This is a genomic window from Streptomyces sp. NPDC059456 (genome assembly GCF_042750055.1).
Taxonomy (GTDB): Bacteria; Actinomycetota; Actinomycetes; order Streptomycetales; family Streptomycetaceae; genus Streptomyces.
On record NZ_JBHYVA010000105.1, the window covers coordinates 416 to 13,974 of the forward strand.

Genomic DNA, 13,559 nt, shown 5'->3' on the forward strand with positions numbered 1-13,559 from the left:
GGTCGCCCAGAGTCGGCGGGGCCCCCCTGGGGTCCCGCACACACTTTGGGTCTGTCACCCAGCGTGGGTGTGGGGACACGATTGTTGTTGTTTCATTGTGGGGCGCCATGCGCCCCCCAGAAACCCATCGACGGGGTCGGCGACGGCGGCAGCGCCGGGCCGGCCGGGTTGCGCGGCGGGGCCAGGGAGTCGTCCGCCTGGGTCTCCAGCTGACGCAGCTGCGACTCCAGGTAGGACTTCAGGCGCGTACGGTACTCACGCTCGAAGCCCCGCAGGTCCTCGACCTTGCGCTCCAGCGTGGCGCGGGCGGACTCCAGGGAGCCCATCGCGACGCGGTGCTTCTCCTGGGCGTCCCGCTCCAGCGCGTCGGCCTTGGCGCGGGCGTCCCGCTCCAGGCCCTCGGCGCGGCTGCGCGCCTCGCCGACGATCTTGTTGGCCTCGGAGCGGGCCTCCGCGATCGCCTGGTCGGCGGTCTGCTGCGCCAGCGACAGGACGCGGGCGGCGCTGTCGCCACCGGGGCCCTGCTGCGGGAGCTGCTGCGGCTGCTGCTGCATCGGCTGCATCTGCTGGCCCATGGGCTGCATCTGCTGGCCCATCTGCTGGCCCATCGGCTGCATCTGCTGGCCCATGGGCTGCATCTGCTGGCCGAGCGGGTTCTGGCCGCCCATGGACTGCTGGCCCATCTGCTGCTGGCCGCCCATGGTGTGCATGGGGCCGCCCATCGGGCCCGGGCCGCCCGGACCCTGCGGTCCGAGTCCACCGGGGCCGGCCGGAAGCTGCGGCTGGCCGCCCGGGAGCTGGGGCGGGCCCATCTGCGGCGGGCCCTGCTGCGCCGGCGGGCCGGATATGGCGGCGGGCACGGGGGCGCCGGGGCCTCCGGGGCCGCGCTGGTCCTGGGGTTCCGGCTTGCGCATGCCCTGCTGCTGCTGGTTCTGCGCGGCGGCACGCGTGGCGGCGGCCAGCTTCGCGCGCAGGTCCTCGTTCTCGCGCAGCAGGCGCGTCAGCTCGGATTCGACCTCGTCGAGGAAGGCATCGACCTCGTCCTCGTCATAGCCTTCTCGGAGGCGGACGGTCGTGAACTGCTTGTTCCGCACGTCCTCGGGAGTCAGCGGCATGTCTTCTTCACCTCTACGTAGTCGTCGGCAGTCGGCAAGACCGTATCGGGACTGTCCCCACGCCCGCGGGGAAGCTCATCGTTCACACGCTTCTCGCAGCGGTGCTCACGAAACTGATGAGGATGTAAACGATGATCATCAGAACGAAGAAGGACAGGTCGAGTGCCACGCCCCCGAGACGCAACGGCGGGATGAAACGCCGGAGAAGCTTGAGCGGTGGATCGGTGACAGTGTAGGTGGCCTCAAGGACGACCACCATCGCCTTGCCGGGTGTCCATGAACGTGCGAACTGGAAGACGTAGTCCATCACCAGTCGGAAGATCAGCACGATGAGGAAGCACATCAGCACGATGTAGACCACCTGCAGTGCGACGCCCATCCCGCGCTTCCCTCTCCCCTGCTCTCACTCTGGCCCCGGCCCCGTGTCTGACGGATCGGTCTAGCTTTGGTTGAAGAACCCGCCCTCCGCGATGCGGGCCTTGTCCTCCGCCGTGACATCGACGTTAGCAGGCGACAGCAGGAACACCTTCTGTGTCACGCGTTCAATGCTGCCGTGCAGGCCGAAGACGAGGCCGGCGGCAAAGTCGACAAGTCGCTTCGCATCCGTGTCGTCCATCTCCGTGAGGTTCATGATCACCGGAGTGCCCTCACGGAAGTGTTCCCCGATGGTACGGGCCTCGTTGTAGGTCCGGGGGTGCAGCGTCGTGATGCGGTACGGCTCCCGCTCGGAGACGACCTTGGGCATGATCACGGGGGCGTTCTTCTCCAGGTTCGAGCGTTCAGGTGTGATGGATGCCACGGGGGCAATTCGCGCAGGACGTCCGTTTTCCACCGGCAATGGGATGGGTTCCCGTTGCGCCGGAGGCTGGGTAACTCGTACCGGTTCGTCCGTTACGGGCGGTTGGTGCACGGGCTGCTGGCGCCGGCGATCCCGCTCCGGTTCCGGCTCGGGCTCGAACTCGTCGTCGGGGTCGTACCCCGGGTTGTCGTACCGGTCGTCCTCCACGAGGCCGAGGTAGACCGCCATCTTGCGCATCGCGCCGGCCATTCTCTGAGTCCTCCGCTCTGTGGTGGATCGCCCTGTCGCAGGTGTGTCGCTGTGTCACCAAAGTCACCAACTGCCCGCGATCCACGTGGTCTGTCCGCCCATCAGCGGGAATGACCATATTTTCTGCTGTGGTCCGACTTTCTTCGCGACGTTACCCGAGCCGGGGTCTCGCGCCGAGTACCGCAGTGCCGACGCGTACATGTGTCGCACCGGCCGCAACGGCCTGTTCCAGGTCTGCACTCATCCCGGCCGAGACCATCGTGGCAGCCGGATGGTCCGCGCGCAGGCGGGATGACAATTCCACCAGCCGCTCGAAAGCGGCCTGTTCCCGTCCCGCGTAGGGCCCGGCCAGCGGAGCCACGGTCATCAGACCGTCGAGCCGCAGTCCGGGCGCCCCGGCCACGAGGTCCGCGAGTTCACCGAGCTGCTCCGGGGCGGCGCCGCCGCGGGTGCCGCGCTCCCCCGACTCGGCGTCGAGGGCGATCTGCACGAGGCAGCCGAGTTCGCGCCCGGCCCCCTCCGCGGCCGCCGAGAGCGCCGTGACGAGCCTCGGCCGGTCGACCGACTGCACGACCTGCGCGTATCCGGCAACGGAACGGACTTTGTTCGTCTGCAACTGGCCCACGAAATGCCAGCTGAGCGGCAGATCCGCGCAGGCGGCGGCCTTGGGCGCGGCATCCTGGTCGCGATTCTCCGCCACATGACGGACTCCCAGGTCCGCCAGCAGTCGTACGTCGCTCGCGGGGTAGGTCTTGGTGACGACGATGAGCGTCACCTCGTCCCGCCCGCGCCCCGCGGCCGCACAGGCGGACGCGATGCGCTCCTCCACCCGCGCAAGGTTCTCCGCGAGTTCCGACTTACGATCCGTCATCAATCAGTCCAACCAGACATATCCGGCAAGCCGTCCGGTCACCCGGTCGCGGCGGTACGAGAAGTGGTCCCGCGACTCCAGTGTGCAGACCGGCGAACGGTGCAGGTTCACCACCCCCGCCTCCGCGAGCTGGGCGTGCACTCCGGCGACCACGTCGACGGACGGCGTCCCCCAGCTCGTCTCCCCGTGGGCGGCCGGCACCGCTTCGGCGACCTCGTCCCGCATTCCGGCCGGCACCTCGTAGCAGCGTCCGCAGATCGCGGGGCCGGTCCGGGCGATGATCCGACCGGGTTCGGCCCCGAGGGAGACCATGGCCTCCACCGCGGCGGGCACCACTCCGGCGACCAGTCCGGGCCGCCCCGCGTGGGCGGCGCCCGCGACCCCGGCGACGGGGTCCGCCAGCAGGACCGGGGTGCAGTCCGCGGTGAGCACCGCGAGGGCGAGCCCCCGACGGGCGGTCACCACCGCGTCCACCGCCGGGATGTCGGCGTCGGCGCCCCAGGGTCCGGGGACCACCGCCACGTCCCGGCCGTGCACCTGGTTCATCCAGACGACCTGGTCGGGCTCGATCCCCAGCGCCCGGGCGGCGGCCGCCCGGTTCGCGAGAACGGCGGTGGGGTCGTCCCCGACCGCACCGCCGAGATTGAGCTCCTCGTACGGAACGGCGCTCACCCCGCCCCACCGGTCGGTGAAGGCGAAGTGGGCGCCGTTCTCGATGTGCTGCCCCAGCGTCACTTCAAGAAGTCCGGAACGTCCAGTTCCTCGGCCGGGCTGTCCTGGTACGGCCGGGCCGTCGGGACCTGCGGCGCGGGGGCCGGGGTCTCGATCGGAGCCGCCTCGACCGGGGCCGGGGACTCTTCGCGCGGGGTGACCGTACCCAGTCCGCCGAAGGCCGGGCGCGCCGGCTCGGCCGCGCGGACCGGCGCCGGGGCCGGCTCCTCGCGCTTGGTGGACGCGGCACCGATGACGTTGTCCCGGCGGGCCGGGGGCTGTCCGCCGTCGAAGCCGGCCGCGATGACGGTGACCCGTACCTCGTCGCCGAGCGCGTCGTCGATGACGGCGCCGAAGATGATGTTCGCCTCGGGGTGCGCGGCCTCGCTCACCAGCTGCGCGGCCTCGTTGATCTCGAAGAGACCGAGGTCCGAGCCGCCGGAGATGGACAGGAGCACGCCCCGCGCCCCGTCGATGGAGGCCTCCAGCAGCGGCGAGGAGATCGCCATCTCGGCCGCGGCCACGGCGCGGTCGTCGCCGCGGGCGGAGCCGATGCCCATGAGGGCCGAGCCGGCCTCGGACATGACGGACTTGACGTCCGCGAAGTCGAGGTTGATCAGACCGGGGGTGGTGATGAGGTCGGTGATGCCCTGGACGCCCGAGAGCAGGACCTGGTCGGCCGACTTGAAGGCGTCCAGGACCGAGACCTGGCGGTCCGAGATGGACAGCAGCCGGTCGTTGGGGATGACGATGAGGGTGTCGACCTCTTCGCGGAGCTCGGCGATGCCGTCCTCCGCCTGGTTCGCGCGGCGCCGGCCCTCGAAGGTGAACGGCCGGGTGACCACACCGATCGTCAGGGCGCCCAGCGAGCGCGCGATGTTGGCGACGACGGGAGCGCCGCCGGTGCCGGTGCCGCCGCCCTCGCCGGCGGTGACGAAGACCATGTCGGCCCCCTTGAGGACCTCCTCGATCTCCTCGCGGTGGTCCTCTGCCGCCTTGCGACCGACTGCCGGGTTGGCGCCGGCGCCGAGGCCGCGGGTGAGTTCACGGCCGACGTCGAGCTTGACGTCGGCGTCGCTCATCAACAGCGCCTGCGCGTCCGTGTTGATGGCGATGAACTCGACGCCCTTGAGACCGACCTCGATCATTCGGTTGATGGCATTGACACCACCGCCGCCGACACCGATGACCTTGATGACTGCGAGGTAGTTCTGCGGTGCTGCCACGTCGAAGGCCTCTCGCCTCGAGTTACGTGTCGCCGCCTCGCGGGCCTGCGTTGCGACGACTGATGCCGAAATGTGGGACGGTCCGAACGCGCCGACCCGAACCCTAACCCTGAAGTTTAGGGTTAAGTATGTGTCTGTTCCCTGGACTCTTCCGAACAGGACACTAAGTCGACAAGTAGCGCGTGTTCAACGAACACGCCGAACCTCCCGTTTTTCTTTTCACCCTATGTGATCACCCGTATCGGTGGCCAACCAGGGTGCGTCGCTGTTCGACCCGACGTCAACTCCCGGACACCGCAGGGGCGGTGGGGACGCTCACGTCAAAGTGGTCAGCCTTGGGCGCCGCTTTCAGCAGCGCGGTCAGCGCACGGCCCTTGGCCTCGCCCTGCTCGCCGCTCCCCCACACCACGGTGCGGCCCCGGCTCAACTCCAGTACGACCGAGTCGTACGACCCCATCCTGACCTGCACGGTCTCCTTGGCGACCGGCTCGGGGAGGTCCCCGGCGACGCCCACGGCCTCGCGCAGCAGCCGCTCCTCGTCGAAGCGGCGCCCGCTCGGCGACTGCCCCGCGGACAATTCGAGGACCGGAACGCCCGCGGGTGCTTTCGGAACCGTGTCGAATCGCACACCCGATGCGTCCACTTCCACGAACTTGGCGTCCTTTTTGATGAGCAGGACGGGTTTGCGCTCCGTCACCTTCAGCCCGATTCCGTGGGGCCAGGCGCGCACCACATCGACCGAATCGACACGGGGCAGCCTGCTGCGGACCCGGTCCGCGATCTCGTCGGTGTCCACGGACACCAGCGGCGCCCCGACCGGTACGGACGCGGCCGCCAGCACCTGCTCGGGCGTCAGCACCAGGGTTCCGCTCGTGGTCACCTTCTCGACCCGGAGCCACGAGGAGCCGTAGAGCACCCAGCTGCCGCCCCCCGTGAGGAGGACGGCGGCGAGGAGGCAGAGCAGCACGGGGCCCCGGTGCCGCAGGCGCCTGACGAGGCGCTGGACACCGGGGCCCTGCGGGCCGGATCCCTTCGACGACTTGGGCGGCCGCGGCGGCTTGGGAGAGCCGGAGCCCTTGCCCTTGCGGGCGGACCCGGGATTACCGCGCTGTGCGGTCGACGCTCCGGCCACTCCTGTGCCTCCTGCGCTAGCGGTTCCTGTGGGCGGCGATCGCCTCGTACACCATCGCGACGAGCAGGTCGTCGGCGTCGCGGCGGCCGAACTCGGCGGCGGCGCGGGACATCTCGTACAGACGGTGCGGGTCGGCGAGCACCGGCAGGACCTGGCTGAGCACCCAGTCGGGCGTCAGTTCCGCGTCGTCGACGAGCAGGCCGCCGCCGGCCTTGACCACCGGCTGGGCGTTGAGCCGCTGTTCGCCGTTGCCGATCGGCAGCGGGACGTACGCGGCCGGCAGCCCGACGGCGGAGAGTTCGGCGACGGTCATCGCGCCCGCCCGGCACAGCATCATGTCGGCGGCGGCGTACGCGAGGTCCATCCGGTCCACGTACGGTACCGGCACATACGGCGGCATCCCGGGCATGTTGTCGACACGCGGCAGTTCGTTCTTCGGACCGACCGCGTGCAGGATCTGGATCCCGGAGCGCTGGAGGGTCGGAGCGACCTGCTGGATGGTCTCGTTGAGGCGCCGGGCGCCCTGCGAGCCGCCGGAGACCAGCAGCGTCGGCAGGTTGGGGTCCAGGCCGAACGCGGCGCGCGCTTCCGGGCGGGCCGCGGCCCGGTCCAGGGTGGAGATGCTGCGGCGCAGCGGGATGCCCACGTAGCGGGCGCCGCGCAGCTTGCTGTCGGGGGTGGAGACCGCGACGGCGTGCGCGTACCGGGAGCCGATCTTGTTGGCCAGTCCGGGCCTGGCGTTGGCCTCGTGGACGATGATCGGCACCCCGAGCCGCTTGGCGGCCAGATAGCCGGGCAGGGCCACGTAGCCGCCGAAGCCGACGACGCAGTCGGCCTTGGTGCGCTCCAGGATCTCCTCGGCGGCCTTGATCGTGCCGCGCAGCCGTCCGGGGACGGTGATCAGCTCGGGGGTGGGCTTGCGGGGCAGCGGGACGGCGGGGATCAGCCCCAGCTCATAGCCGCGCTCGGGCACGAGGCGGGTTTCGAGCCCGCGCTCCGTGCCGAGGGCGGTGATGCCCACGGAAGGGTCCTGCCTGCGCAGGGCGTCCGCGAGGGCCAGCGCCGGCTCGATGTGGCCGGCGGTCCCCCCACCGGCGAGTACGACATGCACCGAAATTCACCGCTCTCCGGACGGACGCCTCTTGACGCTCCGTCTCATCGACTTCCATCTCTGCCCGGTCCGCTTCCAGCCGGTTTTCGGCTGGCGCATCGCGAGCGCCGCGCGCGCCGCCGGCTCCTCCCGCGCAAAGGCGATGAGCAGTCCGACCGCGAACATCGTCGGCAGCAGCGCGGACCCGCCGTACGAGAACAACGGGAGCGGGACTCCGGCGATCGGCAGCAGACCGAGCACCGCACCGATGTTGATCACGGCCTGGGCCGTGATCCAGGTGGTCACGCCTCCCGCGGCATACCGTACGAAGGAGTCCTCCGTGCGTCCGGCCACGCGGATACCCGCATAGCCTAGAGCCGCGAACAGGGCGAGTACCGACAGCGTCCCCGCCAGGCCCAGTTCCTCCCCTGTGATGGCGAAGATGAAGTCGGTATGGGCTTCGGGCAGTTGGCCCCATTTTTCCACACTCGCACCCAAACCGGAACCGAACCATCCGCCGGATGCGAGGGCGTAGATCCCGTGCACGGCCTGCCAGCACAGGTCGTTCCGGCCGGGATCCGTCGCGCCGATGCAGGCGAGCCGGTCCATCCGGTGCGGGCTGGTCTTGATCAGCAGTGCGACGATCACACCCGCGAAGGCCAGCACCGCCACGAACATCCGCGTCGGGGCTCCGGCCAGCCACAGCAGGCCGAACAGGATGGCCCCGAGGATCATCGCGGTGCCCATGTCCCCGCCCAGCATGATCAGCCCGAGCAGCAGGAACGCGACCGGGACCAGCGGCACCAGCAGGTGCTTCCACTGGCTCAGCAGCTCCTTGTCGCCCTTGCGCGCGAGCAGGTCGGCGCCCCACAGGATCAGTGCCAGCTTGCCGAACTCACTGGGCTGGAGCATGAACGGACCACCAAGGGAGATCCAATTCTGGTTGCCGTTGATCGCCACCCCTATCCCGGGGACCTGGACCAGGACCATGAGGAACAGGGTTCCCGCGAGCACGGGGTACGACAGCGCCCGGTGCAGTTTGACCGGCATCCGCGAGGCGACCAGGAGCAGCGCGGTGCCGATCAGGGCCGCGAGGAACTGCTTCTTGAAGAAGTACGCGTCCCCCAGGCCCAGCTGGAGGGCTTTGATCATGGAGGCCGAGTAGACCATGACCAGGCCGAGCACGGTGATGAGCAGCGAGCTGCCGAAGATCAGGTAATAGGCGGTGAGAGGGCGGTCCCAGGCCTTGCGCGCCTGCCGCTGCGTGCGCCGCAGCCGCTCCAGCGGCCCGCGTCCGGCGGGCCGCTTCACGCTCCCCGCCGGACGCCGGCGCCCCTGCGCCTTGACCGTCCTGCCGGGCTTGGCGCCCTTCGCCGAGGCCGCGGGCTTCGCGGCGGACGGCCGCCGCCCGGGCAGCACTTGCTTGGCCGGCATGTGTGACCTTCCCCTCCACTCGTACGAGGCGAGCAGCCGGTCGGGGAGGACTCGCCGGCCTCGGAACGGACCGGCCGGGCCTACGCGCTCCCGGCGGCCAGCTCCCGCACCGCGTCCGCGAATGCGTCCCCGCGCTTGTTGTAGTTCGCGAACATGTCCATCGAGGCACAGGCCGGGGCCAGCAGAACCGTGTCGCCGGGCTCTGCGAGCCGGGCCGCTTCCCGGACCGCTGCGAGCATCGCCCCAGTGTCGGTCCGGTCGAGGTCGACGACCGGGACCTCGGGGGCGTGTCGCGCCAGTGCCTCGGCGATCAGCGCCCGGTCGGCGCCGATCAGCACGACGGCGCGCAGCCGCTCCGCCGACCGCTGGACGAGCTCGTCGAAGGTCGCGCCCTTGGCGAGGCCGCCCGCGATCCACACGATGGGCTCGAAGGCCGCCAGGGAGGCCTCTGCGGCGTGCGTGTTGGTCGCCTTGGAGTCGTCGATGTACGTGACCCCGGCGACCTCGTCCACGAACGCGACGCGGTGAGCGTCGGGGCGGAAGTCGCGCAGACCGTCGCGGACGGCGCGCGGCGGCACGCCGAAGGCCCGGGCCAGGGCCGCCGCGGCGAGCGCGTTGGCGATGTTGTGCGGGGCCGGCGGGTTGACGTCCTTGACCTCGGCGAGCTCCTGGGCGTTCTTCTGCCGGTTCTCCACGAACGCGCGGTCGACGAGGATGCCGTCGACGACGCCGAGCATGGAGGGGCCGGGGGCGCCGAGCGTGAAGCCGATCGCCCGGCAGCCCTCCTCCACGTCCGCTTCGACGACCAGGGCCTCGGTGGCCGGGTCGGCGACGTTGTAGACGCAGGCGACCGTGTTGCCCTCGTAGATCCGGCCCTTGTCGGCGGCGTAGGACTCCATCGAGCCGTGCCAGTCGAGGTGGTCCGGGGCCAGGTTGAGCACGGCCGCCGAGTGGGCGCGCAGCGAGGGCGCCCAGTGCAGCTGGTAGCTGGAGAGTTCGACGGCGAGCACGTCGTACTGCTCCTCGCCGAGCACCACGTCGATGATCGGGGTGCCGATGTTGCCGACGGCCGCGGTCTTCAGGCCCGCGGCCTTCAGGATCGACGCGAGCATCTGGGTGGTGGTGGTCTTGCCGTTGGTGCCGGTGATCGCCAGCCACTCCGCGGGCGCGGCGGGGGCCTGCCCGGCGTCGGTCTGCGCGTCGGCGGCCGGGCGGGCGGCGCGGAGCTCCACGCCGGCCGTGCGCAGCCGCCAGGCGATCTCGACGTCGCCGACGACGTCTACGCCCGCCTTGGCGGCGGCGAGGAAGAGCGGGCTCTGGGGCTGCCAGCCGGGCGAGGTGACGACCAGTTCGGTGCCCTCGGGCAGGGTTTCCCCGGCGCGGGCCCCGTCGGGCAGGTGCCCCAGCCGGACCTCGATGCCCAGCTCCGCGAGTTCGGCGGCCTTCGCGCGGTGCGCGTCGCCGTCGCCGTTGTCGACGACGGTCACCGTCGCGCCCAGTGCGGCCAGCGCCCGGGCGGCGCTGATGCCGCTGATGCCGAGGCCGGCCACGGTGATCCGGCCCGGCAGACCGAACCGGCCCAGGGCATCGGGGCCGAGGAGGCCGGCCAGGTCGGTGGTGCTCACTTGTCCGCTGCCCATCCCGCGTAGAAGAGTCCGAGACCCACGATCACGCACATGCCCTGGATGATCCAGAACCGGACCACCACCAGGACCTCGGACCACCCCTTCAGCTCGAAGTGGTGCTGGAGCGGGGCCATCCGGAAGACGCGCTTGCCGGTCAGCTTGAAGGAGCCGACCTGGATGACGACCGACATGGTGATGAGGACGAAGAGGCCGCCGAGGAGGGCGATCAGGAACTCCGTGCGGGAGCAGATCGCGAGGCCGGCGAGCGCGCCGCCGAGGGCCAGCGAGCCGGTGTCGCCCATGAAGATCTTGGCGGGCGAGGTGTTCCACCACAGGAAGCCGAAGCAGGCTCCCATCAGCGCGGAGGCGACGATCGCGAGGTCCAGGGGATCTCGTACCTCGAAGCAGGCGTTGGGGTTCGTCAGGGTCTGCGCGTTGGCGCACGACTCCTGGAACTGCCAGACGCCGATGAACGTGTAGGCGCCGAAGACCATCACCGCGGCGCCGGTGGCGAGTCCGTCCAGACCGTCCGTCAGGTTCACGCCGTTGGACATCGCGAGGATCATGAACAGCGCCCAGACCACGAACAGCACCGGGCCGATCGACCAGCCGAAGTCCGTGACGAACGACAGCTTGGTGGAGGCCGGGGCGTTGCCGCGGGCGTCCTTGAACTGCAGCGCGAGCACGGCGAAGGCGATGCCGACGATCAGCTGGCCCGCCATCTTGGCCTTGGCCCGCAGACCGAGCGAACGACGCTTGACGATCTTGATGTAGTCGTCGAGGTAGCCGACGAGACCCATGCCGGACATCAGGAACAGCACCAGCACGCCGGAGAACGTGGGCTGACTGCCCGTGATCACCTTCGTCAGGGCGTACGCGATGATCGTCGCCAGGATGAAGGAGATGCCGCCCATGGTGGGCGTGCCCTTCTTCCCCGCGTGGCCGCGCGGGCCGTCGTCGCGGATGAACTGGCCGTAACCCTTCCGGGCCAGCAGCTTGATCAGCAGCGGGGTGCCGACCACGGTCAGGAACATGCCGATGACACCGGCGAACAGGATCTGCCTCATCGGTCGGCGACCTCGCCATCGAGCAGCGCCTGGGCGACCCGCTCCAGACCGGCCGACCTGGAAGCCTTCACCAGCACGACGTCCCCCGGCCGCAGTTCACTGCGCAACAGGTCGATCGCCGCCTGCGTGTCGGACACGAGCACCGACTCCTCACCCCACGAACCCTCGTTATATGCGCCCAGTTGCAGCCAGGACGCTTCCCTGCCCCCGACTGCGACGAGCTTGCTCACGTTGAGCCGGACGACAAGCCGTCCGACCGCGTCGTGCTCGGCGAGCGAGTCGTCTCCGAGCTCGGCCATCGGACCGAGCACCGCCCACGTGCGGCCCCCGTTCGCCTGCGCCGCGCCCCCCATGGCGGCAAGTGCGCGCAGTGCGGCCCGCATGGACTCGGGGTTCGCGTTGTAGGCGTCGTTGACGACCGTCACGCCGTCGGCCCGCTCGGTGACCTCCATCCGCCAGCGCGAGAGCGTGCCGGCGCCGGAGAGCGCGGTGGCGATCTCCTCGACGGACATGCCCAGCACATGGGCGACGGCGGCCGCGGCAAGCGCGTTCGACACGTGGTGCTCACCGTACAGCCGCAAGGTCACGTCACTGCACCCGGTGGGTGTGTGCAGTGTGAAGGAGGGCCGTCCCCGGGGCGTCATGCGGACTTCGGTGGCGCGGACGTCGGCGTCCTCGGCCTCGCCGAACAGCACCGTGCGGGCCTTGGTGCGGGAGGACATCGCGCGGACGAGGAGGTCGTCGGCGTTGAGGACGGCGACACCGCCCTCGGACGCGGCCGGCAGGGCCTCGACCAGCTCTCCCTTCGCCTGTGCGATGGCCTCGCGGCCGCCGAACTCCCCGATGTGGGCGGTGCCGACGTTCAGCACGAGGCCGATGCGCGGCGGGGTGAGCCCGGTGAGGTAGCGGATGTGGCCGATGCCGCGGGCCCCCATCTCCAGTACCAGGTGCCGGGTTTCCTCGGTGGCCCGCAGCGTCGTGATCGGCAGGCCGATCTCGTTGTTGAGGTTCCCGGGCGTCCACACGGTCGGCGCGTGGTGCTGGAGGACCTGGGCGATCAGGTCCTTGGTGGAGGTCTTGCCCGCGGAGCCGGTCAGGGCGACCACGTCGGTGCCGATCCGGGCCACGACGGCGCCGGCCAGGGCCCCGAGGGCGGCGACGACGTCGGGGACGACGACCGCGGGCACGCCGACGGGCCGGGTCGCGAGGACCGCGGTGGCCCCGGCGGCGACGGCGCGTTCGGCGTAGTCGTGGCCGTCGACCCTCTCGCCGACGAAGGCGGCGAACAGGCTGCCGGCCTCCACCTCGCGGGAGTCGAACACGACGGGCCCGGTGACCCGTGCGGACGGATCCGGTATGTCGTGGAGCTGGCCGCCGGTGATGTCGGCGATCTCGGCGAGGGAAAGGGCGATCACTGGTCCACCTCGGCCTGTCGGACGTCGGATTGCGCGTGGTTCTCGATGGCGGCGCGGAGCACCGCGCGGTCGTCGAAGGGCCGTACGGTGCCTGCGGTCTCCTGGCCCTGCTCGTGCCCCTTGCCCGCCACCAGCACGGTGTCGCCGGGCTCGGCGCGCGCGACGGCGGCCGCGATGGCCGCGGCCCGGTCGGCGTCGACGAGGACGGCGGCGCGCTCTTCGGCCGGGACGGAGACGGCGCCCTCGAACATCGCCGCGAGGATCGCGAGGGGGTCCTCGGAGCGCGGGTTGTCGGAGGTCAGCACGGCGGTGTCGGCGAACCGGGCGGCCGCGGCGCCCATCGGGGCCCGCTTGGTGGTGTCCCGGTCGCCGCCGCAGCCGAGCACGATGTGCAGCTTGCCGGCGGTGACTTCGCGCAGCGCGCGCAGCACCGAGACGACGGCGTCCGTCTTGTGCGCGTAGTCGACGACGGCGAGGTACGGCTGGCCCGCGTCCACCCGCTCCAGCCGGCCGGGGACCCCGGGGACCGCGGCGACGCCGTCGGCGGCGGCCTGCGGGTCGAGGCCGGCGGCGGCGAGCGTGACGACCGCGGCGACGGTGTTGGCGACGTTGAACGGGCCGGGCAGCGGGGCCGTGGCCCGCACGCGCTGCCCGTCCGGGCCCAGCAGGGTCAGCGTGGAGTCCATGTGCCCGTGCACGACGTCCTCGGCGCGCCAGTCGGGGGGGGGGGGGCCCGCGGCGGGGGCCCGACGCGCGGGCCGTCCAGGGGGGGTCGGCGGACGGGGGGGGACGCTGATAATCGGGGGGGGCGGGGGTCGGGGGGCG

At 71.1% G+C, this 13,559-nt stretch carries 11 protein-coding genes and 2 pseudogenes; all 13 read right to left on the reverse strand.

All coding sequences use genetic code 11. The features are described from left to right. Positions 1-1,115 (reverse strand): annotated as a pseudogene (locus ACFXA3_RS12440) (DivIVA domain-containing protein); the annotation flags it as partial. 82 nt (positions 1,116-1,197) lie between these two features. Then, complete coding sequence (locus ACFXA3_RS12445) at positions 1,198-1,494, reverse strand: YggT family protein (RefSeq protein ID WP_053689581.1); 297 nt, start codon at positions 1,492-1,494, stop codon at positions 1,198-1,200. 60 nt (positions 1,495-1,554) lie between these two features. Continuing rightward, positions 1,555-2,163, reverse strand: coding sequence for a cell division protein SepF (locus ACFXA3_RS12450; protein WP_054224525.1), 609 nt, complete (start codon positions 2,161-2,163; stop codon positions 1,555-1,557). A gap of 151 nt (positions 2,164-2,314) precedes the next feature. Then, entirely contained in the window at positions 2,315-3,034 is a 720-nt protein-coding gene (locus ACFXA3_RS12455) for a YggS family pyridoxal phosphate-dependent enzyme (RefSeq protein ID WP_385185696.1), read from the reverse strand. Between the two features lie 3 nt (positions 3,035-3,037). Continuing rightward, a complete protein-coding gene (pgeF, locus tag ACFXA3_RS12460; protein WP_385185699.1) occupies positions 3,038-3,769 on the reverse strand; it encodes a peptidoglycan editing factor PgeF in 732 nt (243 codons plus the stop codon). Further along, positions 3,766-4,971, reverse strand: a complete 1,206-nt coding sequence (ftsZ, locus tag ACFXA3_RS12465) for a cell division protein FtsZ (RefSeq protein ID WP_385185702.1) — start codon at positions 4,969-4,971, stop codon at positions 3,766-3,768. The genes pgeF and ftsZ overlap by 4 nt, the downstream gene beginning before the upstream one ends. 280 nt (positions 4,972-5,251) lie before the next feature. Continuing rightward, positions 5,252-6,103 (reverse strand): cell division protein FtsQ/DivIB, encoded by an 852-nt coding sequence (locus tag ACFXA3_RS12470; RefSeq protein ID WP_385185704.1) that lies wholly within the window; start codon positions 6,101-6,103, stop codon positions 5,252-5,254. A 16-nt stretch (positions 6,104-6,119) separates the two neighbouring features. Beyond that, the gene (gene murG / locus ACFXA3_RS12475; protein ID WP_054224530.1) at positions 6,120-7,214 is read right to left on the reverse strand and encodes an undecaprenyldiphospho-muramoylpentapeptide beta-N-acetylglucosaminyltransferase; all 1,095 of its coding nucleotides are present in this window, start codon (positions 7,212-7,214) and stop codon (positions 6,120-6,122) included. A gap of 6 nt (positions 7,215-7,220) precedes the next feature. Next, a complete protein-coding gene (gene ftsW, locus ACFXA3_RS12480; RefSeq protein WP_385185707.1) occupies positions 7,221-8,627 on the reverse strand; it encodes a putative lipid II flippase FtsW in 1,407 nt (468 codons plus the stop codon). 80 nt (positions 8,628-8,707) lie between these two features. Continuing rightward, positions 8,708-10,267, reverse strand: a complete 1,560-nt coding sequence (gene murD / locus ACFXA3_RS12485; RefSeq protein WP_385185710.1) for a UDP-N-acetylmuramoyl-L-alanine--D-glutamate ligase — start codon at positions 10,265-10,267, stop codon at positions 8,708-8,710. After that, complete coding sequence (mraY, locus tag ACFXA3_RS12490) at positions 10,249-11,319, reverse strand: phospho-N-acetylmuramoyl-pentapeptide-transferase (protein ID WP_385185713.1); 1,071 nt, start codon at positions 11,317-11,319, stop codon at positions 10,249-10,251. The genes murD and mraY overlap by 19 nt, the downstream gene beginning before the upstream one ends. After that, entirely contained in the window at positions 11,316-12,734 is a 1,419-nt protein-coding gene (murF, locus tag ACFXA3_RS12495; protein WP_385185716.1) for a UDP-N-acetylmuramoyl-tripeptide--D-alanyl-D-alanine ligase, read from the reverse strand. The genes mraY and murF overlap by 4 nt, the downstream gene beginning before the upstream one ends. Further along, positions 12,731-13,453 (reverse strand): annotated as a pseudogene (locus tag ACFXA3_RS12500) (glutamate ligase domain-containing protein); the annotation flags it as partial. The gene murF and the pseudogene ACFXA3_RS12500, both read right to left, overlap by 4 nt. Between the last annotated feature and the right edge of the window lie 106 nt (positions 13,454-13,559).